26 protein-coding genes are annotated in these 26,198 nt (G+C 63.2%); 20 read left to right on the top strand and 6 right to left on the bottom strand.

Annotation, left to right across the window (positions count from 1 at the left end):
* Positions 1 to 8 precede the first annotated feature (8 nt).
* From WJU21_RS02545 to WJU21_RS02525, 5 genes are all read left to right on the top strand, one after another.
* On the top strand, positions 9 to 1,175 hold the full coding sequence (locus tag WJU21_RS02545; RefSeq protein WP_346321804.1) for an acyl-CoA dehydrogenase family protein: 1,167 nt from the start codon (positions 9 to 11) through the stop codon (positions 1,173 to 1,175).
* Between the two features lie 64 nt (positions 1,176 to 1,239).
* Positions 1,240 to 2,742, top strand: a complete 1,503-nt coding sequence (locus tag WJU21_RS02540) for a lipopolysaccharide biosynthesis protein (RefSeq protein ID WP_346321803.1) — start codon at positions 1,240 to 1,242, stop codon at positions 2,740 to 2,742.
* Between the two features lie 77 nt (positions 2,743 to 2,819).
* A complete protein-coding gene (locus WJU21_RS02535) occupies positions 2,820 to 3,725 on the top strand; it encodes a ThuA domain-containing protein (protein WP_346321802.1) in 906 nt (301 codons plus the stop codon).
* 66 nt (positions 3,726 to 3,791) lie between these two features.
* Positions 3,792 to 4,124 (top strand): hypothetical protein, encoded by a 333-nt coding sequence (locus WJU21_RS02530; protein WP_346321801.1) that lies wholly within the window; start codon positions 3,792 to 3,794, stop codon positions 4,122 to 4,124.
* 81 nt (positions 4,125 to 4,205) lie between these two features.
* Positions 4,206 to 4,526, top strand: a complete 321-nt coding sequence (locus tag WJU21_RS02525) for a hypothetical protein (RefSeq protein WP_346321800.1) — start codon at positions 4,206 to 4,208, stop codon at positions 4,524 to 4,526.
* Between the two features lie 4 nt (positions 4,527 to 4,530).
* Here the strand turns inward: WJU21_RS02525 and WJU21_RS02520 are convergent, their stop codons facing one another.
* Positions 4,531 to 5,295 (bottom strand): glucose 1-dehydrogenase, encoded by a 765-nt coding sequence (locus tag WJU21_RS02520; RefSeq protein ID WP_346321799.1) that lies wholly within the window; start codon positions 5,293 to 5,295, stop codon positions 4,531 to 4,533.
* A gap of 145 nt (positions 5,296 to 5,440) precedes the next feature.
* Here WJU21_RS02520 and WJU21_RS02515 point away from each other — a divergent pair, with 145 nt between their 5' ends.
* On the top strand, positions 5,441 to 6,451 hold the full coding sequence (locus WJU21_RS02515; protein WP_346321798.1) for an NADP-dependent oxidoreductase: 1,011 nt from the start codon (positions 5,441 to 5,443) through the stop codon (positions 6,449 to 6,451).
* Between the two features lie 40 nt (positions 6,452 to 6,491).
* Here WJU21_RS02515 and WJU21_RS02510 read toward each other — a convergent pair whose 3' ends face one another.
* Together WJU21_RS02510 and WJU21_RS02505 are read right to left on the bottom strand one after the other, a co-directional pair.
* Positions 6,492 to 6,884: an MAPEG family protein gene (locus tag WJU21_RS02510; protein ID WP_346321797.1), complete on the bottom strand. Its 393-nt coding sequence runs from the start codon at positions 6,882 to 6,884 to the stop codon at positions 6,492 to 6,494.
* 85 nt (positions 6,885 to 6,969) lie between these two features.
* Positions 6,970 to 7,317, bottom strand: coding sequence for an antibiotic biosynthesis monooxygenase (locus WJU21_RS02505; protein ID WP_346321796.1), 348 nt, complete (start codon positions 7,315 to 7,317; stop codon positions 6,970 to 6,972).
* A 175-nt stretch (positions 7,318 to 7,492) separates the two neighbouring features.
* Here WJU21_RS02505 and WJU21_RS02500 point away from each other — a divergent pair, with 175 nt between their 5' ends.
* The 3 genes from WJU21_RS02500 to WJU21_RS02490 all read left to right on the top strand — a co-directional run bounded on the left by WJU21_RS02500 (position 7,493) and on the right by WJU21_RS02490 (position 12,131).
* Positions 7,493 to 8,728: a cytochrome P450 gene (locus tag WJU21_RS02500; RefSeq protein ID WP_346321795.1), complete on the top strand. Its 1,236-nt coding sequence runs from the start codon at positions 7,493 to 7,495 to the stop codon at positions 8,726 to 8,728.
* Positions 8,729 to 8,878: 150 nt separating this feature from the next.
* Positions 8,879 to 10,447, top strand: a complete 1,569-nt coding sequence (locus WJU21_RS02495; RefSeq protein ID WP_346321794.1) for a fatty acid--CoA ligase — start codon at positions 8,879 to 8,881, stop codon at positions 10,445 to 10,447.
* 118 nt (positions 10,448 to 10,565) lie between these two features.
* A complete protein-coding gene (locus WJU21_RS02490) occupies positions 10,566 to 12,131 on the top strand; it encodes a long-chain-fatty-acid--CoA ligase (RefSeq protein ID WP_346321793.1) in 1,566 nt (521 codons plus the stop codon).
* Positions 12,132 to 12,186: 55 nt separating this feature from the next.
* Here WJU21_RS02490 and WJU21_RS02485 read toward each other — a convergent pair whose 3' ends face one another.
* Positions 12,187 to 12,576 (bottom strand): RidA family protein, encoded by a 390-nt coding sequence (locus WJU21_RS02485; protein ID WP_346321792.1) that lies wholly within the window; start codon positions 12,574 to 12,576, stop codon positions 12,187 to 12,189.
* Positions 12,577 to 12,809: 233 nt separating this feature from the next.
* On the opposite strand from WJU21_RS02485, the gene WJU21_RS02480 reads away from it, so the two are divergent.
* From WJU21_RS02480 to WJU21_RS02450, 7 genes are all read left to right on the top strand, one after another.
* Positions 12,810 to 14,312: an aldehyde dehydrogenase family protein gene (locus WJU21_RS02480; RefSeq protein WP_346321791.1), complete on the top strand. Its 1,503-nt coding sequence runs from the start codon at positions 12,810 to 12,812 to the stop codon at positions 14,310 to 14,312.
* 43 nt (positions 14,313 to 14,355) lie between these two features.
* On the top strand, positions 14,356 to 15,201 hold the full coding sequence (locus WJU21_RS02475; RefSeq protein ID WP_346321790.1) for an enoyl-CoA hydratase: 846 nt from the start codon (positions 14,356 to 14,358) through the stop codon (positions 15,199 to 15,201).
* A gap of 45 nt (positions 15,202 to 15,246) precedes the next feature.
* Entirely contained in the window at positions 15,247 to 16,551 is a 1,305-nt protein-coding gene (locus WJU21_RS02470; protein WP_346321789.1) for an aromatic ring-hydroxylating dioxygenase subunit alpha, read from the top strand.
* 99 nt (positions 16,552 to 16,650) lie between these two features.
* The gene (locus WJU21_RS02465; RefSeq protein WP_346321788.1) at positions 16,651 to 17,934 is read left to right on the top strand and encodes an aromatic ring-hydroxylating dioxygenase subunit alpha; all 1,284 of its coding nucleotides are present in this window, start codon (positions 16,651 to 16,653) and stop codon (positions 17,932 to 17,934) included.
* Positions 17,935 to 18,017: 83 nt separating this feature from the next.
* Positions 18,018 to 19,322, top strand: coding sequence for an aromatic ring-hydroxylating dioxygenase subunit alpha (locus tag WJU21_RS02460; RefSeq protein ID WP_346321787.1), 1,305 nt, complete (start codon positions 18,018 to 18,020; stop codon positions 19,320 to 19,322).
* An 8-nt stretch (positions 19,323 to 19,330) separates the two neighbouring features.
* Positions 19,331 to 19,720 carry a Rieske (2Fe-2S) protein gene (locus tag WJU21_RS02455; protein ID WP_346321786.1) on the top strand — a complete coding sequence of 130 codons (390 nt, stop codon included), beginning with the start codon at positions 19,331 to 19,333 and terminating at the stop codon, positions 19,718 to 19,720.
* A gap of 101 nt (positions 19,721 to 19,821) precedes the next feature.
* Complete coding sequence (locus WJU21_RS02450) at positions 19,822 to 20,580, top strand: ThuA domain-containing protein (protein WP_346321785.1); 759 nt, start codon at positions 19,822 to 19,824, stop codon at positions 20,578 to 20,580.
* A gap of 54 nt (positions 20,581 to 20,634) precedes the next feature.
* Here the strand turns inward: WJU21_RS02450 and WJU21_RS02445 are convergent, their stop codons facing one another.
* Positions 20,635 to 21,000: a limonene-1,2-epoxide hydrolase family protein gene (locus WJU21_RS02445; protein WP_346321784.1), complete on the bottom strand. Its 366-nt coding sequence runs from the start codon at positions 20,998 to 21,000 to the stop codon at positions 20,635 to 20,637.
* Positions 21,001 to 21,097: 97 nt separating this feature from the next.
* Between WJU21_RS02445 and WJU21_RS02440 the strand changes: the two genes are divergently transcribed.
* Positions 21,098 to 21,670, top strand: coding sequence for a carboxymuconolactone decarboxylase family protein (locus WJU21_RS02440; protein WP_346321783.1), 573 nt, complete (start codon positions 21,098 to 21,100; stop codon positions 21,668 to 21,670).
* 338 nt (positions 21,671 to 22,008) lie between these two features.
* Complete coding sequence (locus WJU21_RS02435) at positions 22,009 to 22,380, top strand: hypothetical protein (RefSeq protein ID WP_346321782.1); 372 nt, start codon at positions 22,009 to 22,011, stop codon at positions 22,378 to 22,380.
* Between the two features lie 321 nt (positions 22,381 to 22,701).
* Here the strand turns inward: WJU21_RS02435 and WJU21_RS02430 are convergent, their stop codons facing one another.
* Entirely contained in the window at positions 22,702 to 23,796 is a 1,095-nt protein-coding gene (locus tag WJU21_RS02430; RefSeq protein WP_346321781.1) for an NAD(P)-dependent alcohol dehydrogenase, read from the bottom strand.
* A 125-nt stretch (positions 23,797 to 23,921) separates the two neighbouring features.
* Between WJU21_RS02430 and WJU21_RS02425 the strand changes: the two genes are divergently transcribed.
* On the top strand, positions 23,922 to 25,172 hold the full coding sequence (locus WJU21_RS02425; protein WP_346321780.1) for a cytochrome P450: 1,251 nt from the start codon (positions 23,922 to 23,924) through the stop codon (positions 25,170 to 25,172).
* A 4-nt stretch (positions 25,173 to 25,176) separates the two neighbouring features.
* Positions 25,177 to 26,196 (top strand): alcohol dehydrogenase catalytic domain-containing protein, encoded by a 1,020-nt coding sequence (locus WJU21_RS02420; RefSeq protein WP_346321779.1) that lies wholly within the window; start codon positions 25,177 to 25,179, stop codon positions 26,194 to 26,196.
* Positions 26,197 to 26,198 lie beyond the last annotated feature (2 nt).

The raw sequence follows: 26,198 nt of genomic DNA, 5'->3' as shown, positions 1-26,198 counted from the left end.
GGGCGGCTGTGGATTTCGTGCTGACACAGGAGCAGGCAGCCGTCCGCCGCGCCATCGAGACGCTGTGCGTGCCGTTCGATGATGCCTACTGGCTGGCCCGCGACACCGACGCGCAATTCCCCGAGGAATTCGTGCGGGCGGTGATCGGGGGCGGCTGGCTGGGCATCGCCATGCCCGAGGAGGTGGGCGGCGCGGGCCTCGGCGTCACCGAGGCGGCGCTGATGATGCATGCCATCAGCCGCTCGGGCGCCGGCTTCTCGGGTGCCTCGTCGGTCCACATGAACATCTTCGGCCTTAACCCGGTCGTGGTGTTCGGCACCCGGGAACAGCGCGCGCGCATCCTGCCCCGCATCATCAGCGGCGAGGACCGCGCCTGCTTCGGCGTCACCGAGCCGGATGCTGGCCTCAATACCACGGCGATCAAGACCCGTGCTGAACGGGTGGGGAACGGCTACGTCATCAACGGCAAGAAGGTCTGGACCTCGACCGCCCAGTCCGCCAGCAAGATCCTGATCCTGGTCCGGACCACGCCGCGCGAGCAATGCGCCAAGCCCACGCTGGGCCTCAGCCTGTTCTATACGGACCTGGATCGCCGTTATTGTGACGTGCGCGAGATTCACAAGATGGGCCGTGCCTCGGTCGACTCCAACGAGGTATTCATCGACGGCCTGCCGGTGCCCGAGGAGGATCTGATCGGCGAGGAGGGCAGGGGTTTCGAATATTTGCTGCACGGCCTCAATCCCGAACGGGTGCTGATCGCCGCCGAATGTGTCGGCCTGGGGCAGGCGGCACTGGCCAAGGCGGCGCATTATGCCGGCGAACGCGTCGTGTTCGACCGGCCGATCGGCAAGAACCAGGCGATCCAGCATCCCCTGGCGCTGGACTGGATGCAACTCGAGGCCGCGTTCCTGATGGTGCTGAAGGCGGCCAGCCTCTACGACCGTGGCGAGCCTTGCGGCGCCGAGGCCAATGCCGCCAAGTACCTGGCGGCCGAGGCGGGGTTCACCGCCTGCCAGAACGCGGTGCTCACCCATGGCGGTTTCGGCTATGCCAAGGAATTCCACGTCGAGCGTTATCTGCGCGAGAGCATGCTGGGCCGCATCGCGCCCGTCAGCCCGCACATGATCCTGAACTTCATCGGCGAACGGGTGCTGGGATTGCCCAAGTCCTATTGACGGTGGTTTATCGGGACGGGCGCAGCCATCATCGCCTGATGACAACGCTTACGCGCGGAATCGCATGTCCAGCGATGTAGAACCCATGGGCGGAAAGGTGCTGGCCGGGTCGATCTGGATGATCGGTCTGCGCTGGTCCATGCGGCTGCTGGGTTTCGTCAGCACCATCATCCTGGCGCGGTTGCTGACGCCCGACGATTTCGGCCTCGTCGCCATGAGCGTACTGGCGACGGGCTTCGTGCTGGCGTTGACCGAGGCGGGGTCGGCGCAGGCGCTGATTAGGCACCCCGACCCGCAGCGGGTTCACTACGACACCGCGTGGACGATCAACGTGATGCTGGGCCTCGTTGCCGGGCTGGTCATTGTGATGATGGCGCCGCTGGCGGCGCTGTATTTCGACGATGGCCGGATCACCGGCGTGTTGCTGGTGACCGCGCTGTCCACCGCCATTGCCGGTTTCAGCAATATCGGCACCGCCGACTTCCGGCGGGATTTCCGGTTCGGGCGGCAATTCTGGCTGCAGTTCTGGCCGCGCATCGCCGGCTTCGCGGTCACCGTCGCGCTTGCCATCGTCTGGCGCAGCTATTGGGCGCTGATCCTCGGCTGGCTGGCTGGCGCGGTCGCCCAGCTCGTTGCCAGCTATGTCATGCATCCCTATCGCCCGCGCTTCTCGCTGGGCGCCCGGGCCGAGATGCTGGCGTTTTCCATCCATGCCTCGCTCAGCAGCCTGGCCTGGTTCCTGGAGCAGCGGCTCGACCAGATCGTGCTGGGCGGCATTGTCCGGCCGGCGATGCTGGGCCTCTATTATCTGGCCAGCAATCTGGCCGAGATGGCCACCCGCGAGCTGGTGGCGCCGCTCGGCCCGGTGGTCTATTCGGCCTATAGCCGCATCCATGCCGACGGCGAGCGCATGATCGGCGCGGTCCGCAAGTCGGTGGGCGCGGCCGCGCTGCTCGGGTTTGGCTCCAGCCTGGGTCTTTACGTGGTGGCACGGGAATTCATCCTGGCGATCTACGGCCCGCAATGGGCGGGCGGCGTGATGCTGCTGGAAATCCTGGCGCTGTCGGCGCTGGGCGCCTGCATCCGCACCGTGACCCTGCCGCTGCTGACCGCCCAGGGCCGCCAGCGCGCCACCAATATCGCGTCATGGTCGCAGGTCGCCGGCCTTGCCGTGCTGTTGCCGCTGGCATTTCGCTTTGCAGGTGGCGAAGGGGTGGCCGGGGTGCGCGCCGTCATGGAAATCGTCGCGGCGGGCGTCTCGATGATCCTCGCCTTTGCACCCTACAAGGGCCTTCTCGGCGGTGTTCTGCGATCGTTTGCCCGGCCGTTGCTGGCAGGGGCGGCCATGGTGGCGGTGGTTCGCGCCAGCCAGTCATTGCTGCCGCTCGATCCGGTCCCGTCCCTTGCACTCAACGTGCCGCTGGGCGCGCTGGTCTATGTGGTTGTCGTGCTGTTGCTTTGGCGGCTTGCAGGCAGGCCGGACGGCGCGGAAAGCGGTATTCTCGAGCAGCTCGCCGATGCGGGACGCGCGCTCGCGCGGCGTCGCCGGCGTGGCGAGGGGAAATAGGGCGGCGACGGTTGCGCCGTTGGGCGGCTTGTTCTAGCGTTGCAGCCGAACCGACATTTATCCAAGGGGAAGACCAAATGGCAGACGTAGATCCCGCCGATTATCACGAGAGCGGCCGTTCCTCGCCCACGGGCGCCACGTTCTGGGACGAGGACAAGAAGAAGGTCCTGCTGGTAACCCGCGGCCATCCGTTTGCCCGCGACCAGTTTTACCAGATTTTCGAAGCCAATCCGGACATCGAGTATTCGGCCGTGGAGCATCCGGCCGCCCAGCTGATGTTCACCCCGGAATTCGCCAAGAACTTCGACTGCTACGTCATGTATGACATGCCCGGCATCGAGTTCAATCGAGACCCGGACGGCGACGGCAGGCCGCGCTTCGTCGAGCCGCCGCAGTCCTACAAGGACGGCGTGATGGCCATGCTGGAAGCCGGCTTTCCGCTGGTGATCATGCATCATACCTGTGCCGCCTGGCCGGCCTGGCCGGAATGGTCCGAGATCGTCGGCGGCCACTTCCTCTATGTGCCGATGAAGTCGCGCGGCGTGGACAAGCAGGATTCGGGCTACAACATCGACGTGCCGCACAAGGTGACGCCGGTGATGAATCATCCGATCACCGAGGGCATCGAGCCTTTCGACATCGTCGACGAGGTCTACATGTCCGAGGTCTTCGAGGACTCGGTCGTGCCGCTGTTCCGCAGCTCGTGGGAATTCACCGACAAGAACTTCTTCTCATCGGCGCTGGCGCTGAAGGGCAAGTTCTACTCCAACGAAGGCTGGTCCCACCCGCCGAGCAGCAATCTCGTGGGCTGGATCAAGACCTACAAGAACAGCCCGATCGTCTACCTGCAGTTCGGCGACGGTCCCGCGACCTACAAGAACGAGACGTTCCGCAAGATTCTGCGCCAGGCCATCAACTGGGCCTGCTCTGATGAAGCGAAAACCTGGGCGCGCGAATACAACGCCAAGAAGGCGGCGGAATAGTCCCGCGCTGCATTTCAGGATCGGAAGGGAGCCACATGGCTCCCTTCTTTTTGTGACCGGCGCGCGATGTTTGGCAAAACCCTGGTTTCCGTTCTCGTGGTGGCGGTGCTTGGCGCCGGTCTGGTGTTTGTCGTGGTTCGCGGATTGGACATGACCGACCAGAAATTCAACGAGATCGAGGCCGAGTTCCACGGACAATGTGTCGCTGCGTTCAACGTCCATGTGAGCAAGGCCGCGGGCCTGTGCACGTGCCTGTGGGAAGAAGTACGCGGGGAAAGCCGGATGGAGATGTTGCGACGTCTGAGGGCGTTGCAGACGGACACGGCAGGCGCGAGGGACCGGTACATGGCCCGAATTTCCAACAAATGCGCGCAACGCCTGCATATCGAGCGGCGGTAGCGGCATGCCGCCTGATTTTCTTCCGCGGCTGAGATGATGCCTGCTAAGCTGCCGCAATCGTGCCGTTTTTTGGGGAAACGGATGGGGCTTCGAGAGTTTCGTTTCACGATCTGGGTGCTGACGGCCGGCGCGCTCCTGGCTGGCTGCGGCGTCAAGCCGCGCGAGACCAGGGACGAGAAGCGCTATGTCAGGATCTGCACCCAGTATATCGGCGAGAAATACACCAACGCCGATGCGCTGTGCCGCTGCCAGTGGAGGGGCATCCGCGCCGAAGTCCCGAAGGAGGATCTGGACGAGTTCTTCTTCAAGCTGACGGCCGGCCGCCGCTTCGAGACCAGGGCCTCGAAGCTGGTTGACCGGATTGCGGACAAGTGCCTGGCCCAGCTCGGACCCAACAAGTGACCCCTTACATCGCTGTCATGCCGCCGTCGACAGTGAATTCGGCGCCGGTCACGTAGCTCGATTCGTCCGAGGACAGGTAGAGGACGCAATTGGCGATGTCCTCGGGTTCGCCCAGGCGGGAAATCGGGAAGCCCGCCGTCGCCGCCTGGCCGGCTTGCTTGTTGGCGCTGTCGCGGGCGCCGGCCTGCATGTTGGTCCAGATCACGCCGGGATGCACGGAATTGCAGCGGATCTTGTCCTGGCCGACCTCGAGAGCGATCGACTTGGTCATCAGGCGTACGCCGCCCTTGGAGGCGGAATAGGCGACGCAGCGCTGCAGGCCGATCAGACCCGCCACCGACGACAGGTTGACGATCGAGCCGCCGCCGGCCTTGCGCATTTCGGGAACCGCGTACTTGCAGCCAAGGAAGACGCTGGTGAGGTTGACGTTGACCTGCCGGTTCCAGTCATCCAGCGAAAGCTCGTCGAGAAGCTTCAGCACGGCGATGCCGGCGTTGTTCACCAGCACGTCGAGCCTGCCATAGGTCGCGATGGTGCTGGCGATGACGTCCTTCCAGCCCTGTTCGGAAACCACGTCCTGGCGCAGCGCGATGGCTTCGCCGCCCGCGTCCCGGATCTTCTGGGCGCAGTCCTCGACGCCCTTTTCGTCGATATCCGTCACGACCAGTCTGGCGCCTTCGCGCGCCAGGGCCATGGCGGTGCTCCGGCCAAGGCTCGGCTCGGAGGCGGCACCCGTGACGATGGCAACCTTTCCCTGAACGCGTCCCATGATTTTCTCCCGTTTCGTGGTTATGCGCGGTGGCGAGTATGGCAACAGGGTATGCGCGATTGAAAGCCAATTCGCCTTGTGGACAGCCACTTTCGTGCTACGTTCCCGACCGGAAACAACAGTCACGAATGAAGGGGAGCGGGACATGTCCAACCGCAGCAATCGCCAGTTTCTGATCGCCGCCCGGCCGGAGGGCATGGTCAAGGAAAGCGACTTCAAATATGTCGAATCTCCGGTGCCCGAACCGGGACCGGGCGAGTTCCTGATCCACCAGGATATCGTGGCTGTCGAACCGGCTCTGCGCGGCCAGATGGAGAACCGCGCCAATTATGCGGCGCCCCTGCAGATCGGCGACGTGATGCGCGCGCTCGGCGTGGGCACCGTGGTGGAGTCCAACAACCCGGACTGGGCGGTGGGCCAGCGGGTGCAGGGCCTGTTCGGGTTCCAGGACTATATGGTTTCCGACGGCAAGGGCATGGTCAGCCGCGTACCGGACGGGGTTGCGGGCGAGGCCGCGCTCTATGTGTTCGGCGGCACCGGCTTCACCGCCTATTACGGCATGGCCGAGGTCGGCAAGCCCACGCCGGGATGCAATGTGCTGGTGTCGGGCGCGGCGGGCGCCGTCGGCTCGCTGGCCGGGCAGATCGCCAAGATACTGGGCGCGGGGAAGGTGGTCGGCATCGCCGGTTCCGACGAGAAGTGCCGCTGGCTGGTCGACGAACTCGGTTTCGACGCCGCCATCAACTACAAGAGCGAGGACGTCGCCGCGCGGGTCATGGAACTGTTCCCCAAGGGCCTTGATATCTATTACGACAATGTGGGTGGCGAGATCCTCGATATCGCGCTGGCCAACCTGGCCATGAATGCGCGGGTCGTGATCTGCGGCGGCATCTCGCGCTACAACAAGGCCGGCCCCATCGAAGGGCCGAAGAACTACTTCAACCTGGTCTATTCCCGCGCCACCATGACCGGCTTCATCATCGTCGACCATGCCCACCGCTACAAGGAATGGACCGAGATCATGGGCAAGTGGATCGCCGACGGGAAGCTGAAGTACCGCATCGACATGCTGGAAGGCTTCGAGAACCTGCCGAAGGGCCTGATCCGGCTGTTCACCGGCGGGAACATCGGCAAGCAGCTGATCCGCATCGGCTAGCACTTGTGGTGACGGGCGGCCACCGGCCGCCCGATCGGCCTCAGATCAGCTTGAGCACAAAGCCCACAAGCGAGCCCAGCACCAGGATATAGATCGGCGGCATGCTCAGCAGCAGGCCTTTGACGCGCTGCTCCGGCGCGGCGTAGTAGCCGAACGCGTACCACAACCTGCCCACCGGCCAGACCGCGCCGATACCGGCGGCCCAGAGCGGATCGACCGCCCAGGCAAACAGCCAGATGCCGGGCAGGAACAGCACCAGATGCTCCAGCGTGTTCTGATGCGCCCGGACATAACACTCATATTCGGGCGGGCCGCTATGGGAGGGCGCCTTGACCTTGAAGGTCGACCGGGCACGGCCGGCCTTGAACAGGGTGAAGTAATAGACGAGCAAACCAATGCAACTCACTATGCCAACGTAGATAAAGTCTTCCACGATATCTTCTCCCCAGGCAGCAGGCGCCGGCCGCAGGCGCTGCGTGCGCCCACGTTCCGGCAATGTGATCGGTGATCGATTGCGGCTATTTCTCGGTAAAGAAGTCGGCGCGCGGCTTGCCCTGCGGGTCGTAGACCGGCTCGGACAGGTCGACACGGTACTTCTTCACGTCGGCTGACTTGAGACCCGACTGCCCCAGATGGGCGGCCATGTCCGTGTACCAGTGATCGGCCAGGTGAACGGCCAGGTCTTCCTGGGTCGTCCATTCCTCGAACACATAGACGCGGCCCGGATTGAGCGGGTCCAGCGTCCAGGCATAATGGACGCAGCCTTTTTCGGTATAGGCGCCCTCGATATGCTTGCGTCCGCTGAGGATCGCCTGTTCGGCAGTGGCGGGATCGAACTCGAGTGTTCCGGCGACGATGACTGTCATTTGAAGCTCCTTTTCAAGCGCGGGTGCCTATTCCTGCACCAAGGCCGACATTGGACGCAAGAAGCCAGAAGGGCACGATCCTTCTGCGCGAGCGCACGCCGATTATGCAACGCAACGGATGGACCGGCATGATAAAAGCAGCAATGCCGAACTTAAAATCCGCCGGGAGCACGCGATGAACAAGGCCCTAGATGAATTCAACTTCTTCGATCCGGAGGTGATGAAATGTCCCTTCGCGTTCTACGAGAAGGCGAGGGCCGAGGCGCCGGTCTACAGGATGCCGGGCGCCGACGTCTATTTCATCACCCAGTACGCCGACGTGAAACTGGTCGCGCGCAAGCCGAAGCAGTTCTCCAGCGAGTTCGGCCGACTGATGCAGTCCGCCGAGCCGGACCCGAGGGTGGCGGCGGAATACGCCAAGGGCTATCCGGGTGTCGCAACCATGCTGACGCGCGATGCGCCGGCCCATAACCGCTACCGCGCGCTGGTCAATCCGGCGTTCTCCGAAAAGCGGGTGCGCGAGCTCAGGCCGCATATGGAAGAGATCGTCCGCGATCTGATGGCCAACCTGCCATCGAGCGGGCCGGTTGACTTCTTCGCCGCCGTCGCCGTGCCGCTGCCGGTCTGGGTGATCGCCGACGCGCTGGGCGTTTCCCGCGACGACCTGCCCAAATTCAAGCACTGGTCCGACTGCTCCGTCGCCCAGTTCTCCCTGGTCACCACGCCCGAGCAGGACATCTACATCGCCCAGCAGATCGTCGAGTTCCAGCGCTACTTCGCCGAGCGCATCGAGGAACGCCGGAGCAATCCGTCCGACGATGTCGTGTCGGCGCTGGTCCACGCGCAGATCGAGGGTGAGCGACCGCTCGACGTGCCGGAGATGCTGTCGATCATCCAGCAGATCCTGGTGGCCGGGAACGAAACCACCACGGCGACCCTTGCCGCCGGCATGGTGCATCTTGTCCAGCGGCCCGACGTTCTGGAGAAGATTCGCGCCGACCGGACGTTGGTCGACCGCTTCATCGAGGAAATCCTGCGCCTCGAATCCCCGTCGGCGGGCATGTGGCGGATCGCCCTGGAAGATACCGAGGTTCACGGCGTGATGATTCCCGCCGGCGCCAAGGTGATGATCCGCTGGGATTCCGCCAACCGGGACGAACAGGTATTCGCCTGTCCGAACGATGTGGACCTGCAGCGCGAGAACAGCCTCGATCATCTGGCGTTCGGTTACGGCATCCATATGTGCCTGGGTCATGTGCTGGCACGGCAGGAGCTGAACATCGCGTTCAACATCATTCTCGACGAACTCAAGAGCTGGAAACTGGCCAAGGGACACGAGGAACTGGTCTATCTGCCCAACGCGCTGCTGCACGGGCTGGGCGAGCTGCACCTGGAAATCGAAAAGTTCTGAGGGCGGGCTCCAGCCCGGCTGGACCCGGCGAACGGTGCACCTGTGACGCTCCCGATGGCTGGCGCCTTGCGGAATCGATGTGCTGCGTGTTGCCGCGGCATGGACGACTTCGTACAGTCGCGCGAGGGGAACACTACATGAGGACCGACCATGCCTATCGATGAGCTTCAGGTGCTCGCCGACATCCCGCGCCATTGGGCGGCCCACCGCCCGGCCAAGGCCGCGACCGTGTTCGAGGATGCAACCGTGTCCTGGAAGGACTTCGACCGCTACGCCAGCCAGGTGGCCAACGGCATCATCGAGGCAGGCGTGGAGCCGCAGACGCGGGTCGCCTATCTGGGCAAGAACTCGGACCTTTATTTCCAGCTGCTGTTCGGCGCCGCCAAGTCGAACACGGTGATGGTCGGCATCAACTGGCGCCTCGCGCCGCCCGAGGTCGAGTACATCGTCAACGACGCCCGCATCGAGGTGCTGTTCGTCGAGGAGGAGTTCTTCGGCCTCATCGGCGAGATCCGGGACCGGCTGCCGACGGTAAAGCTGTTCGTGGCCATGTCCGGACGCGGCCATGGCTGGGAGACCTATGCCGACTGGCGCGACGACCAGCCGGACGAGGACCCCATGCTGCCCATCGACGCCGAGGACATCTGTGTCCAACTCTATACCTCCGGCACCACCGGCCGTCCCAAGGGCGTGCAATTGCCCAACCGCGGTTTCATCGTCCAGCGCTACGGCGATGAACTGGCCGGCGACTGGGGCAAGTGGCATGACGACGACGTGATCATGATTCCCATGCCGGTGTTCCATGTGGGCGGCACGGGCTGGGGCTTCCAGGGCTTCTACAACGGCGCGACCCAGGTGATCCTGGGCCAGGCCGATCCGGGCCTGATCATCGAGACCATCCAGAAACACCGGGTCACCAAGGTGTTCGTGGTTCCCGCCGTGCTGCAGTTCATGCTGGCGCACGAGGCGTCGAAGACCGCCGATTTCTCCCATGTCCGCGTGGTGCTCTACGGCGCGTCGCCCATTCCCGAGGATGTGCTGGTCCGGGCGCTCGCCACCTTCAAGTGCCCGTTCGTCCAGCTCTACGGCATGACCGAGACCAGCGGCTCGGTCACCTTCCTGCCACCCGAGGTGCATGTGCCGGGCTCGAGCAAGCTGCGCAGTTGCGGCATCCCGTTCCACGGCATCGAGATCATCATCGGCGACGCCGACGGCAAGGCCCAGCTGCCCGGCCAGGTCGGCGAGATCATGATCCGGGCGCCCGGCATCATGAAGGGCTACTGGAACATGCCGGAGGCCACGGCCGAGGCGGTGCGGGACGGCTGGTACCATTCGGGGGACGCCGGCTACATGGACGACGAGGGCTTCATCTACGTCTACGACCGGGTCAAGGACATGATCGTCTCCGGCGGCGAGAACATCTATCCTGCCGAGATCGAAAGCGCCCTGTCCAAGCATCCGGCCGTCGCCGACATCGCCGTGATCGGCGTGCCCAGTGATCGCTGGGGCGAGGAAGTGAAGGCGGTGGTGGTGAAGGAGCCGGGCTCGCATGTCACCGAACAGGAGCTGATCGACTTCGCCCGCACCCAGATCGCCGGGTTCAAGACGCCCAAGAGCGTGGACTTCGTCGAGAGCCTGCCCCGCAATCCCTCCGGCAAGCTGCTGAAGAAAGAGTTGCGCGAGCCCTACTGGGCCGGGCGTGAACGGCGGGTAGGGTAAACATCAGCCGTCATCCCGGGATGACGATTTGAGTTTGGATCAGACACACGTGCCTATTGCCCATCCGGGAGGCTCCCCGTAATAGAGGCAAACTGACAATTCCCGCAGGAATCCTACGATGCTCATCGACGGCATCCATGTGCTCGCCGACGTTCCGCGCCATTGGGCGCGCCTTCGCCCGCAGCGGACATGCACCATCTTCGAGGACCGCTTGGTGTCGTGGGCCGAGTTCGACCGGTACTGCACCCGCGTCGCCACCGGCCTGATCGCCGAGGGCGTCGGGCCGCAGGGGCGGATCGGCTATCTGGGCAAGAACTCGGACCTCTATTTCCAGCTGCTGTTCGGCGCGGCCAAGGCCAATGTGGTGATGGTCGCCATCAACTCGCGCCTGGCGGCGCCGGAGATCGAGTATATCTGTGGCGACGCCCAGGCCGAGATCCTGTTCGTCGAGCCGGAATTCCTTGGCCTGGTGCGCCGCATCGACGCGGGCAGCGTCCGCAAGATCATCGTCATGGGTGCGGCGCAGGACGGCCTCGAGGAATATGATTCATGGCGCGACCGGCAGTCCGATGTCGATCCGGTGGTGCCGTCAGTGCCCGAGGATGTCTGCGTCCAGCTCTATACCTCCGGCACCACCGGCGTGCCGAAGGGCGTGCAGATCATGCATACCGGCCTGATCGCCCAGCGGCTGGGCTATCTCAGCACCGGCGAGGCCTGGGCCCAGTGGGGCGATGACGAGGTGGCGATGATCCCCATGCCGGTATTCCATGTGGGCGGCACGGGATGGGGCTTCCAGGGCTTCTATCACGGTGCGACGCAGGTGATCCTGGCGCAGGCCGATGCCGGCGCGATCATCGAGGCGATCCAGAAGTACAAGGTCAACAACGTCTTCGTGGTGCCGGCCGTGCTGCGCACCATGCTGTCGCACGAGGCGGCGAGGGGCGCCGACTTCTCTCATGTCCGCGTGGTCCATTACGGCGCCTCGCCGATCCCCGAGGACGTGCTGGTGCGCGCCATGGCCACCTTCAACTGTCCGTTCGTGCAGCGCTACGGCATGACCGAGGCGAGCGGCACCATCACCTACCTGCCGCCGGAGCAGCACGTGGCGGGCTCGCCCCGGCTGCGCAGCTGCGGTATCCCGTTTCCGGGGTCGCAGGTGATCATCGGCGACGGGAACGACGAGGAGCTGCCGCGCGGGCAGGTGGGTGAGATCCTCATCAAGGCGCCCTGGCTGATGAAGGGCTACTGGAACATGCCCGAGGAAACCGCCATGGCCATGCGGGGCGGCTGGTACCATTCGGGCGACGCCGGCTACATGGACGAGGAAGGATTCATCTACATACACGACCGGGTGAAGGACATGATCGTCTCCGGCGGCGAGAACATCTATCCCGCCGAGGTGGAAAGCGCCCTGTCGCACCACCCGGCCGTCTCCGACGTGGCGGTGATCGGCGTGCCCAGCGAGCGTTGGGGCGAGGAGGTCAAGGCCGTCGTGGTCCTCGAACCCGGCGCAGCCGTGACCGAACCGGAGCTCATCGCCTTCGCCCGCACCCGCATCGGCGGCTACAAGGTGCCCAAGTCGGTGGATTTCATCGACGTACTGCCGCGCAACCCCTCAGGCAAGTTGCTGAAGAAGGAGTTGCGGGAGCCGTACTGGGCCGGGCATGTGAGGCGGGTGGGGTAGGGCGCTCTACCTCAAATATCGTCATTCACGCGGGCGCGTGGATGACGATATTTTTTTAGTTGTACGCCGCCGTCGCCTTGATCTCGACGGCGATGCCCGGCAACGCCAGCTCCACCACGCCGATGGCCGTCCAGGACGGGAACGGCTCGGTGATGTATTTGGCCTTCACCTTCATGAACTTCCCCAGATGCGCCTGGAGACCCACATGGAAGGTGTGCAGGTCGACGATGTTGTCGAACGACAGGCCGGCCTCGTGCAGGATCTCGCCGATCTGTTCGAAGGCGCGGGTGAACTGGGCCTCCAGATCGGCGATGGCGTTGCCGTCCGGGCCGACGCCGATCTGGCCAGACAGGATCAGCAGGTCGCCGACGCGGGTCGCAGGGGCGAACTGGAACGCTTCGTAACTGCCCCGCATGCTGGCGGGAATGATGGGTTTGCCGACCATTGAACAATCTCCCCTAAATTTCCATTCACGATTGACTTTTGTAGTCCATGGCCTAGTTTGCCAAGGAAACCGGCGGCTACCATAGCAAGCCGGCAAGGCGATAAATATGGAATTTGCCCGGACCGGGCCGTAGACTGCCGCGCGAAGCAGGGTGGGGAGGGAAGACCCACGCCGGCTTTTCCAGACATTGGCACAGGGAAGCCTTGCCTTCCCGTATTGACGTGGAGAAGACCATGGCGGATGCAGCGCTCGAGCAGGCGGCGACCAACCCGAAGGTCGGCGCGTTCCTCGCCCAGAACCGCAAGAACCTGATCAACAACGAATGGGTCGACGCCCGCGATGGCGGCACCTTCGACGTGGTCAATCCGGCCACAGGGGGCGTCATCGCCCGTTGCGCCGCGTCCGAGAAGGCCGATGTGGACGACGCGGTCAAGGCCGCGCGCCGCGCCTTCGAGACGCCCGACTGGGCCGCCATGCCGCCGTCCAAGCGCGCCCGCCTGATCTGGAAACTGGCCGACCTGATCGAGGACAATATCGAGGAACTGGCCGAGTTGGAGACGCTGGACAACGGCAAGCCGTTCTCGCTGTCGAAGATGGTCGACGTCATGTCGTCGGCCGAGGCGTTCCGCTACTACGCCGGCTATTGCACCAAGATCGAGGGCAAGACGGTGACGCCGTCCAACCCGTTCCAGCAGTTCCACGCCTATGTCCGGCGCGAGCCGATCGGCGTCTGCGGCCAGATCGTGCCGTGGAACTTTCCGCTGCTGATGGCGTCGTGGAAGCTGGCGCCGGCGCTGGCGACCGGCTGCACCGTGGTGCTGAAGCCCGCCGAGCAGACGCCGCTGACCGCCATCAAGCTGGGCGAGCTGATCGTCGAGGCCGGGTTTCCGCCCGGCGTCGTCAATATCGTCACCGGCTTCGGCCACACCGCCGGCGCGGCGATCTCGTCGCATCCCGATGTCGACAAGGTCGCCTTCACCGGCTCGACCGATGTGGGCCGGCTGATCGCCGCCTCGGCCGCCCAGAGCAACCTGAAGAAGGTCACGCTGGAGCTGGGCGGCAAGTCGCCGACCATCGTCTTCGCCGACGCCGACATGAAGCGCACCGTGCCTGGCCTCGCCAACGCGGCGTTCTTCAACAGCGGCCAGGTTTGCATCGCCGCCACCCGGCTCTACGTCGAGAAGTCGGCGTTCGACAGCGTGGTCGAGGGCCTGTCGGCTGCGGCGCAGCAGTTCAAGGTTGGTCCCGGCATGGCGGCCGATACCCGCATGGGGCCGCTGGTGTCGCAGGAACAGCACGACAAGGTGTCGTCCATGATCCAGGCCGGCCTCGACGAGGGCGCCGAGATCGCCAGCGGCGGCAAGCGGGTTGGCAATTCCGGCTACTTCATCGAGCCGACCATCCTGGTCAACACCACCCAGGAGATGCGCGTCAACCGCGAGGAGATTTTCGGTCCGGTGATCACGGTTCAGCCGGTGGCCGACCTGGACGAAGTGGCGCGGCTCGCCAACGACACGCGCTATGGGCTGGCGGCCAGCATCTGGACCCGCGATATCAGCCGGGCGCACCGTCTGGCGGCGCAGATTCGTGCAGGCAGCGTCTGGATCAACTGTCACGGCGCATCCGACATGTCGCTGCCGTTCGGCGGCTACAAGGAATCCGGCTGGGGCCGGGAGATGGGCTTCGACGGGATCGAGGCCTATACTGAAGTGAAATCGGTGGCTGTCGCCCTCTGACGGGGATATTCGGCGTGCGGCGCTACATATTGGGAGTATGGGAATGAAGAAGGAATTCGAGACCGCGACCTACGAGGTCGTGGCGCCGCACATTGCCCGGATCATGCAGAATCGGCCGGCCCAGCGGAATGCGCAGAACAACCGGCTGACCTATGATTTGAACGCCTGCTTCGATCTCGCCGCGCGGGACGAGGACATCAAGGTGGTGCTGTTCGGCGGCGAGGGGCCGCATTTCTCGTCCGGCCACGACCTGCGGGGCTTCGGCCCGCGCGAGGACACGGCGATCGGCACCTGGGTGCCCTCGACCGAAGGCGGCGTCCACAGCCGCTACAGCTTCGAGCAGGAAGTGTTCCTGGGAATGTGCCGCCGCTGGCGCGATTTTCCCAAGCCGACCATCGCCATGGTGCAGGGCAAGTGCATCGCCGGCGGCCTGATGCTCGCCTGGGTTTGCGACATCATCATCGCCAGCGACGATGCCGCCTTCATGGATCCGGTGGTCAATATGGGCGTCTGCGGCGTCGAGTATTTCAACCATCCCTACGAGCTGGGTATCCGCAAGGCCAAGGAGCTGCTGTTCACCGCCGATTGGTGGAGCGCCGATGAAGCGCGGCGCCTCGGCATGGTCAATCATGTGGTGCCGCGGCCGGAGCTGGAGGAATTCAGTCTTGCCATGGCGAAAAGAATTGCGGAAAAACCGGCGTTCGCGCTTAAGTTAACCAAACAGGCGGTCAACGTCGCGCAGGACAACATGGGGCAGCGCTCGACCATGGACACGGTCATTGCCCTGCACCATATGTGCCATGCGCACAATTTCGAGATGGAGACGCGCGCCGTACGCCGTGAAGGGCTGCCGGAGCAGTTCAGGGAAGATATCAAGGCCGCCGAGTAAGCGGCTGGCCCCGCAAGGGGAAACGAGGTTCAGAAGGAGTTCAAGATGGTTGCGATTACCCGGGTCAAGGAAAGCGTTCATACGCCGGCCGAGAAGGCGCCCGAGCCCAATCTCGGCTCGGAGATCATTCCCAAGGAGCGCTATATTTCCAAGGAGTTCATGCAGCTCGAATGGGACCGGCTGTGGACCAAGGTCTGGCTGGTTGGCTGCCGCGAACAGGAAATCCCCGAGACCGGTGACTACATCACCACCGAGATCGGCCCGGAATCGCTGCTGATCGTCCGCGGCGAGGACGGCAAGGCGCGCACGTTCTACAACGTCTGCAACCACCGCGGAAACCAGGTGAAGTTCGACCAGTGCGGCAACTCCCGCACCCTGCAATGCGCCTATCATTTCTGGGAATATGACCTGACTGGCAAGCTGATCAGCGTACCGGACGAGCAGGACTTCACCCAGGGCTGTCCCAAGGACCAGCTCAGCCTGAAGGCCATCAAGACCGAAACCTGGGGCGGCTTCGTGTGGTTCAACATGAACCCCGACGCCGAGCCGCTCAGCGAATATCTGGGCGTGATCCCGCAGCACCTTGATCCCTATCACTTCGAGAACATGGCGATGGTGATGAACGTCACCGTCAAATGGGACTGCAACTGGAAGACGTCGGTGGACGCGTTCAACGAGGTGTATCACGTCCAGTGCATCCATCCGGAACTGTCCTATACGATCGACGACGTGGACATCCAGATCGACCTGTACGAGCGCCACAACCGCTACCTGGTGCCGTTCAAGACCTACAGCCCGCGTCTCAACGAGGACCTGCAGGAAGTGCCGGAAGCGCTCGCCGACGAGCTGCGGGCTATCGGCATGGATCCTGCCCAGTTCGAGGGCCGGGTGCCGGAAATCCGCCGCGCGGTGCAGGAATACAAGCGCGAAAACGGCGAGAAGATGGGCATCGACTATTCCGGGTTCAACGATGACCAGCTGTCGGACGATTATCACTACATGATTTTCCCGAACATCACGATGAACGTCATGGCAGAATCCATGATGATGTTCCGGCAGCGCCCGCACGAATCCGACCCGAACAAGATGTACTACGACGTGCAGATGTTCGTGACGATTCCCAAGGGCAAGCCGGTACCGCCGCTGCCTGACTACGAACTTGTCAATCACGGCGAGCGCTCGCTCGGCCTCGTCCTCGACCAGGATTCGGTCAACCTGCCGCATGTGCAGAAGGGCATGAATTCCGTGGCTTACAAGGGCCTGTGGATCTCCAGCCAGGAGCGCCGCATCCGCCACATGCACAAGACCCTGATGGATTACATCAACGGCGAATACGCCAACGACGCGTAAGCGCCGGCTTCATCGTCAGCAAATTCAGGCGGTCGGCCATCTGGTCGGCCGCCTGTTTTTTTGCGACAGTGGTCATGGAACGCAACGGGGAGACGGTTCATGGTCGCGATCACGCGCATCGAGAAGCTGGGCGGCACGCCCGTCGCGAAGGCGCCCGAGCCCGATATGGGCCATGCGATCATCCCGAAGGACCGTTACATATCGCCCGAGTTCATGCGGCTCGAATGGGAGCGCATGTGGACCAGGGTTTGGCTGGTCGGTTGCCGCGAGGAGGAGATTCCGGAAACGGGCGATTATGTCACCACGTCGATCGGCACGGAATCGCTGCTGATCGTGCGCGGCGAGGACGGCAAGGCGCGGACCTTCTACAACGTCTGCAACCACCGCGGAAACCAGGTCAAGTTCGACCAGTGCGGCAATTCACGCACGCTGCAATGCGCGTACCATTTCTGGGAATACGACCTGACCGGCCGGTTGGTCGCCGTGCCGGACGAACAGGACTTCACCCAGGGCTGTCCGAAAGATCAACTCAGCCTGAAGGCCGTGAAGACCGATACCTGGGGTGGTTTCGTCTGGTTCAACCTGAACCCGGATTCCGAGCCGCTGGGCGACTATCTGGGCATCATTCCCGAACACCTCGATCCCTACGAGTTCGGGAAGATGGCGATGGTGATGAACCTCACCGTCGACTGGGACTGCAACTGGAAGGCCTCGGTCGATGCATTCAACGAATATTACCACACGGCCTGCATCCATCCGGAACTGTCCTATCTGCACGACGACGTGGATGTGCAGATCGACCTTTATGACAGGCACAGCCGCTACCTGATCCCGTTCCAGCGGCCCGCGCCGAGGGTGGGCGAATTGCAGGAGGTGCCCGACATCATGGCCGCCGACATGCTGGCCCTGGGCATGGAGCCGGCCGCGTTCCGGGGCAGGGTGGACGCAGTGCGCCGCGCCTTCCAGGTCCACAAGCGCGAGACGGCGGAGGAGTTGGGCTATGACTACAACCGCCTCGGCGACGACCAGTTGTCGGACGATTATCACTATTTCGTCTTTCCCAACATCACGATGAACATCTTCGCCGACCGGCTGATGATGTTCCGCCAGCGGCCGCATGAGACCGATCCGAACCGGATGTATTTCGACCTGTCGATCATGCGCCGGCTGACGAAAGCCGAGACGCGCCCGCGGGCGCCGGATCACGAGCACATCAGACACGGTGACCGGTCGCTGGGTCTTGTGCTGGACCAGGATTCGGTAAATCTGCCGCACATCCAGAAGGGCATGCACTCATCTGCCTATCAGGGCCTGTGGATCAGCCATATCGAGCGGCGTATCCGGCATATGCATGAAACACTGATGAAGTATATCGCGATATAAAAAAGTTGTGTATGAATGAGGTTGCCTGATGCTGCCGCAGGCGGCACAAAGGGCACACGTCGCCAGATATTTGGAGTTTTCGAATGGTCGCGGTCATCAGGGTCAATCAAAGCACGGGCACGCCGGCGGAAAAGGCGCCCGAGCCCGATCTCGGCAATGCGATCATTCCGAAGGAGCGTTACGTCTCCAGGGAGTTCATGCAGCTCGAATGGGAGCGCATGTGGACCAAGACCTGGCTGATCGGCTGCCGCGAGGAGGAAATTCCCGAGACCGGCGATTACATCACCACCGAGATCGGCCCTGAATCGCTGCTGATCGTGCGCGGCGAGGATGGCAAGGCGCGGACCTTCTACAACGTCTGTAACCACCGCGGAAACCAGGTCAAGTTCGACAAGACCGGCAATTCCCGCACACTGCAATGCGCCTATCACTTCTGGGAATACGATCTGACCGGCCGGCTGGTCAGCGTTCCCGACGAGCAGGACTTCACCCAGGGTTGCCCGAAGGACCAGCTCAGCCTGAAGACGATCCATACCGATACATGGGGCGGCTTCGTGTGGTTCAACATGAACCCGGACGCCGAGCCGCTGCTGGATTATCTGAACATCATTCCCGAACACCTGGACCCGTACCATTTCGAGAAGATGGCCATGGTGATGAACGTCACCATCAACTGGGACTGCAACTGGAAGACGTCGGTGGACGCGTTCAACGAGGTCTACCATGTCCAGTGCATCCATCCGGAACTGCTCTACGACAACGATGACGTCGACGTGCAGATCGACCTCTATGACAAGCACAACCGCTATCTGGTGCCGTTCCACACCTACAGCCCGCGCCTTGGCGAGGAGCTGGACGAGGTGCCCGAGATCATCGCCAGCAAGATGACGGCGCTGGGCATGAATCCGGAAGAGTTCCGCGGCCGCGTCTCCGAGGCGCGCCGGGCCATCCAGGTGTTCAAGCGCGAGAACCAGGAAGCGCTGGGCGTCGACTATTCCGAGCTGAACGACGACCAGCTGACCGACGACTACCACTACAACATCTTCCCCAACCTGACGCTGAACACCTTCGCCGACCGGATGATGATGTTCCGCCAGCGGCCCCACGAATCCGATCCCAACAAGATGTATTACGACGTCTGGATGTTCGCGCGGATCAAGAAGGGCCAGCCGCGCCCGCCGCTGCCCGACCACGAGCATGTCAATCACGGCGAGCGTTCGCTCGGCCTTGTCCTCGACCAGGACTCGGTCAACCTGCCGCATGTGCAGCGGGGCAATAATTCGTCGGCGTTCAAGGGCCTGTGGATTTCCCATCAGGAGCGCCGCATCCGCCATATGCACAAGGCGTTGATGGGCTATATAAACGGTGACTACGCCAACGACGCGTAAGGCAGATCATGACCGAACAAGCCGCCGAGATTCCATTCCGCTTCGTGGCCAAGACCACGGACGTCGAGCCGGGCAAGACCAAGTGTGTTCCGCTGGAAGGCCGCAACGTGCTGGTCATCCACATGCCCCATGGCGGCTTCAAGGCCATCGAGAACCAGTGCTCGCACGAGAAGAAGTCCATGGAAGGCGGCCGTATCCGCGCGGGCAAGATCGTGTGCCCGCATCACGGCGCCAATTTCGACCTGGAGACCGGCAAGGCCATGAGCGCGCCGGCCGTGCTGCCGATTACCGTTTATCCGGTGAAGGTCGAGGGCGAGGACGTTCTGGTCCAGCTCGTCGAGCCGAAGAAGAAGCCCGGCAACCCGTTTGCCATCCCGGGCGCCAGCGGCTTCTTCTAGGCTGCGGACAAACCCGAGAAATCACTGGCCGCGCGGAACGCGCCGCGGCTAAAGTCGGATCACCGCCTCTGGGACGGCGGCTGCAAAAGGGGAGAGCGCGCATGGCCAAGAAAGGCCCAGTCCGGTTCCATCTCGTGGCGTCCGGCAAATATCACGACATCAATTTCGCGCGGGTCGAGCTCCTGAAGCTGCTGGCCGAGGACGAGCGCTACCTGGCGACCGTGTCCGTGGACTATGCCGACACCGCCAGCATCGCCGCCTGTGACGTGCTGATCACCTATACCTGCGACGTGCAGCCCACCGAAGACCAGACCGAGGCGCTGCACCAGTTCCTCCAGCGCGGCGGTAAATGGTTCGCGCTGCACGGCACCAACTCGGTGCTGCGTTTCGTCGAGGGCGGCGTGGCGACGCCGCGCGAGGCGCCGCGCTTCATGGAGATGATCGGCAGCCAGTTCATCGCCCATCCGGCTTTGCAGGACTTCCAGGTGACGGTCACGCCCGGCGAGGAGAACCATCCGCTGGTCAAGGGCATCGACGCCTTCACCGTCAACGACGAGATCTATTGCGCCGAATATTACGGCGACAACCGGGTGCTGCTGGAAACCCACTGGCACGGCACCTGCGACGGCTTCATCGAGGGCGACTGGACCGGCGGCACCGGACGCCATTACATGCTCTACACCAAGCAGCAGGGCGCCGGCGAAGTGGTGTACTGCGCCCTCGGCCATTGCCGCGGCAAATACGACATGATCCCGATCATGGACGAATGGCCCACCGTCGATCGCTGCGCCTGGGATCAGCCCGTGTTCTACGAAATCCTGCGCCGGGGAATCGCCTACTGCGCCGGGGATCTGGCGTAAGCATCAGCCATATCGTCATTTCCGCGTGCGCGGGAATGACGAATAAGGAGTTGATCACCCCGCCATCTGGCGCTGGAAGTCGCCCAGGTCGAAATAGTCCTTCCACTCGTAGATCTCGCCGTTCCTGATCCGGAAGATGCCCATCAGCGGGATGGCGACCTTCTTGCCGCCCATGGTCATGCGGTCGACCCGTTCGGTCATCACCACCTCGCCGTTCTCGGCGATGGCGAGCAGCTCCCAGTTCACGTCGGTCAGCGGGCCCATGGCCTTCAGCATGGCGCGGGACGCCTCGCGGCCCTTCACCGGTTCCATGGGGATGTTGTGGTAGAAAATGTCCTCGGACATCATGTCGCAGGCCTTGTCGATGTCGTTCTCGTTCCAGGCGGCGATGAAGTTCTTGACGATCTGGCTGTTGCTCATTCGATCCTCCCCATGAATTGCAATCCGTTGCCTTCTTAGCATATGTTCTGTGGTCATAAGTTTGAAGATTTCGTTCATTCGTCAGGGGAGACGGGACATGACCAATACGCTGATGAACCGGGTGCCGCGCGAGCAATTGTCGCCTGAGCAGCAGGCCGGCTGGGACCACGCCAAGGCGATCTGCGAAGACACCACCATTCTGGAGGTATTCGCCAATTCCCCCAAGGCGTCGAAGATGTTCGGCCAGCACTTCTACAAGGAACTGTTCTTCGAAGGCGATGTGCCGCGCCGCTACAAGGAACTGGTGCGCTACCGGCTGTCGCTGATCCATGGTTGCCATTATTGCAACCTGAACAACCGCGCATCCTCCAAGGAGGCCGGCCTGACCGAGGCCGAACTCGACGCCATGGAGGATTACGAGAACGGCCCGTTCTCGGGCGCCGACAAGGCCGCCATCGCGCTGGCCGAGCAGCTTGCCCTGACCAATATGGGCGGCTCGCTGACCCCGGCGCTCTATGCACGCCTCAAGGAGCATTTCAGCGACGGCGACATTGTCGAGCTGTCCATGGTCGGCGCCATCCTGGGCGGCATGAACAAGATGGCCTTCGTGCTCGACCTTGTGGCGAAGGAGGAATACTGCCCGTTCGTGCCCCAGCGCGCGGCGGAGTAATCACACTCACCAGGCAGCCAGCCTCGACGTGAAACCCGGCGGACCCGCGACGTCTTTGCCGAGTCGTCCGTATGTTTTGCCGGTCCCCTGCGGAGTATCCGAATAACTCAACCATGATCTGGTGCGCTATACTACTTTGAGGTGTATTTTTATTACGGTTTTTAATTAATTTATTAGCGTGTGTTTCTTGATGACAACAAAGTGATGAATATACCGTAACCAGTTACCATATGTCATGGACCCGATAATACTTCGATGCTAGCCTTTTTCTGCGTCGAACGTGGGCTAAGAGACGTTCGACTATGACGGGCATTCTTTCTTATGGGCAGGGCATATCAATGACTATCAAGAGCTTGATTCTGGCTGCCGCAGGCATCTGCCTGTTCGGATCGTCAGCCTTCGCAGAACAGTCGCAGGGCGCGATGCTCCTTTCCGACGCTCACATGGACAATGTGGTCGCGGGCGAGGTGATCGCCATTCTGAAAGTGCATGAAACCGGAAACGGCAAGATCATCGGTTTCCGGAATGACGGCGGCCCTGGCAAGCTTCTTGCCGGCGGCGGCAATGATACCAACGGCACCGATCCCTTGAACGGCGTGGTCTACTCGGACAGCACGACCTTGATCATCATACAGGATGGAACGATGGTCGGAGCGCCTTCCAACGGGAAGGGCAACTTCTTCTACACCCTGACAATGTCGACGAAGTAGGACCAGGCAAGGGCAAAGTTGCAGCGCAGCCGAAAACCTCGGACCGCAGAGCCACCGGCAATGACGGCGCCGGGTTTGCGGCATCCGGTCGCGATCCTCCAGATGGTGGCGATATGGCAAGATTCGCGGGTAGCGAACCGGGGGCGGATATCAGCGCGCCAGTTAATGAATTACACCGCCTGTCCAATCTGAAGCTCGCGCTTCGGGGTTATCGGTCGCACGGAAACGCTCGCGAATGGCCATTTTGACATGTTTTCTGCTGGCCCCCGAGCAGGGTGAGCCGGTGACGCAATTGCCGCTGCCGCTCGACGAGCCGCTGCTCTAGCGCGGCATCCGCAGGACCGGCTTGATCGTGCGGCCTTCCAGGCTGTCGGCGATAGCGTCGTTGATCTGGTCCAGATCGTAGAAGGTGACCAGCCGGTCGATGGGCAACAGGCCGTCCTGGAACAGCTCGACCAGATGCGGGATGAACGCGTCGATCTGGCTCTCGCCCTCGATCAGGCCGCGGATCCGGATGCCCTTCGACAGCAATTTGTCGAGCCGGATCGAGGCTTTGCTGCCGGGTGGCGGCGCACCGATTAAGCCGCACGTACCGCGCGGCGCCAGGCAGGACACGGCCTGCTCGAACACGTCAGGAATACCGGTGCACTCCAGGGTATGCAGCGCACCGGCGCCGGTCAGCCGCATGATTTCGGCCACCGGATCGGTCGACGTGGGGTCGATGGCGTGATGGGCGCCAAGGCTCAGCGCCATGTCGCGGCGGGCGGCGACCGGGTCGACGGCGACGATCGGCTCGCAGCCGATCAGGTTGGCCGCCATGATCGCCGACAGGCCAACCGTGCCGGCCCCGAAGATCACCAGCGCCTCGCCGGGCAGCGGCTCCAGCCCGTTCATCACCGAACCCGCGCCGGTCTGTACGCCGCAGCCCAGCGGCCCCAGCATTTCCAGCGGCGCTTCCTGGCGCACCTTGACCACGTTGGCCTGGTTGGCGAGCGCGTGGCTGGCGAAGGACGACTGGCTGAAGAAGTTGCCGAACAGGGGCTCGCCGTTACGGGTCAGGGTCGGCGTGCCGTCCGGCCGGGCACCGCTGGCGTTATGAGCATCGAAGTGGTGGCAATAATACGGAGAACCGGCGTCGCAGCTGGGGCACACGCCGCACGAGCCATAGGACAGCACCACGTGATCGCCGGGCCGTACCTTGCGTACATCCGCACCGACCGCCTCGACCACGCCCGCGCCTTCGTGGCCCAGCACAGCGGGCAGGGGCATCAGGTCGCGGAAATACATGTCGGTGTGGCATACGCCCGTGGCAACCAGCCGCACCAGCACCTCGTCGGACCGCGGATCATCGAGGTCGATCTGCTCGATGGCGAAGGGCTGGCCGGGGCCTTGCGCGATGGCAGCGGTGATCTTCATGCAGGAATGGTCCTGTCTCTCGTTGCTCGCCAATGGATAGCACGCAGCCATGCGGCTTGACTGCCTTTTTGCGCGGCCATAGCGTCATTGGCTAGGTCATGGGAGCCTGAAATGGGGAGAAGACGATGGATGCCATAGCGGGCGCGCCGGGCGACCGGTCCCTTGCCAACGTCGAGGTTCAGGAGAACCCCTACGATTATTACGACGTTTTGCGGGAACAGGCGCCGGTCTATTACGACCCCAACCTGAAGGTTTATATCGTCAGCCGCTACGATCTGCTGATGGAAGCGATCCGCAACACCGATGTGTTCTCCAACATCGGCAGCCAGGCGCCGGCCGAAATGCGCGCCCCGCCGCCCGAGGTGAGGGAGATCGAGAAGCGTGGCTGGCCCAAGGTCAACACCATGGTGACCAACGATCCGCCCAGCCACACGCGCTATCGCAAGATGGTGGATTACGCGTTCACGCCCAAGCGGGTCCGGGCCATGAAGCCCTATATGGACGAGATCGCCAATATGCTGATCGATGCCTTCATCGATCGCGGCGAGGTCGAGCTGATCCACGAATTCGCGGTGCCCGTGCCGCTCTATGTCATCGCCGACCAGCTTGGCGTGCCGCGCGATGACGCGCCGAAATTCAAGATATGGTCGGACGCGTCCGTGGCGCCGCTTGGCCTGATGCTGACCGACGACGAGTGGATCGACAGCGCCACCAAGTTGCTGGAATTCCAGAAATACTTCGTCAACGCGCTGGACGAGCGCCGCGAACGCCCCCGCGACGACCTGCTGTCGGCGCTGCTCGAGGTCCGCGACGACGATGGCAAGCCGCTCGATAATGGCGAACTGCTGTCGATCATCTCGCAGGTGCTGGTAGCCGGCAACGAGACCACCACCAACTCCATTGCCGCCGGCATGACCCTGCTGATCGACAATCCAGACCAGCAACGGCTGCTGCGCGAGAACCCGGCGCGGATTCCCACCTTCGTCGAGGAAACCCTGCGGCTCGAATCCGCGGTGCAGGGCCTGTTCCGGGTGGTGAAGCAGGATACGGAACTGGGCGGCTACGCGATCCCGAAAGGCGCGCGGGTCATGCTCCGTTATGCGGCGGCGAACCGGGACGCGGCCAAGTTCGGCTGTCCACACCAGCTCGACGTCGAACGCTCAAACGCCGGCGCCCATCTGGCGTTCGGCGCCGGCATCCATCATTGCCTGGGCGCCCAGCTTGCCCGCTACGAGATGATCGCCTCGTTCGAGGCGATCCTGGCGCGCATGGACAATCTGGCCTACGCCCCCGCCCGCAACAGTTTCGAGCACCATCCGCATCTGTGCCTGCGCGGGTTGAAGGAACTCTGGATCACGTTCGACAGGAAGGGATAGGAATTTGAAGGCCGCCGTATTCCGCGAGGCAGGCAAGCCGCTTGCCATCGAGACCATTCCCGATCCGTCGCCCGAGGCCGGCGAGGCGATCATCCGCGTGCGCCATTGCGGCGTCTGCGGGACCGACCTGCACGCCACCGAGGATCACGGCCGCAAGGCAGGTGGCATGGTCATGGGACACGAATTCTGCGGCGAGATCGTCGCGCTCGGCAAGGACACGCCGGCCGGCTGGAAGGAAGGCGATCGGCTGACCTCGCTGCCGTTTATCGGCTGCGGCAGGTGCGCCGCCTGCCTGCTCGGCAAGCCGTGGCAATGCGCCACCAAGCTGATCATCGGTCTCGGCGACGTCGGCGGCGGCTTTGCCGAATACACACGCGTGCATCTGAACTCGGCCGTTGCGCTGCCCGATCCGGTAAGCTGGAAATCCGGGGCGCTGGTCGAGCCGCTGGCGGTTTCGCTGCACGGTGTGCGCGCCATCAGGAAGGGGCTGGCGGGCAAGAATGTACTGGTGATCGGCGCCGGACCTATCGGCTTGACCACGGCGCTATGGTGCAGCTTCTTCGGCGCGCGCCATGTCATCGTCAGCGAACTGGATCCGGGCCGGGCCCAGATGGCCCTGCGCTACGGCGCCACCGGCCTGGTCGACGCGACCGGCGACGTGGGCGCCCAGTTCCGTGAACTGACCGGCGCCGAGCCCGAATTGATCATGGAATGCGTCGGCGTGCCGGGCATGATCGCCAAATGCACCGAACTGGCGCCCTATGGCGGCGAGATCATCGTCGTCGGCTTCTGCGCCCAGCCAGACACTTTCATGCCGGCCTTCGCCATGGCCAAGGAATTGTCGATGAACTTTGTCATTGCCCAGGACAAGGCCGACTTTCAGTTTGTCGTCGACATGCTCGCCGCGGGCCGGATCGACGTCGAGGGACTGGTGACGGACGTGCTCACCTTCGAGCAGTTCCCCGCCGCGTTCGAGGCGCTGCGAAAGCCCACCAGCCAGTGCAAGATATTGCTGGAGCCGTGACC

The sequence above is a fragment of the Emcibacter sp. SYSU 3D8 genome, assembly GCF_039655875.1.
Taxonomy (GTDB): Bacteria; Pseudomonadota; Alphaproteobacteria; order SMXS01; family SMXS01; genus RI-34.
Note: the sequence above shows the minus strand (reverse complement) of the source record. Positions and strands in the feature narration are given on the sequence as shown.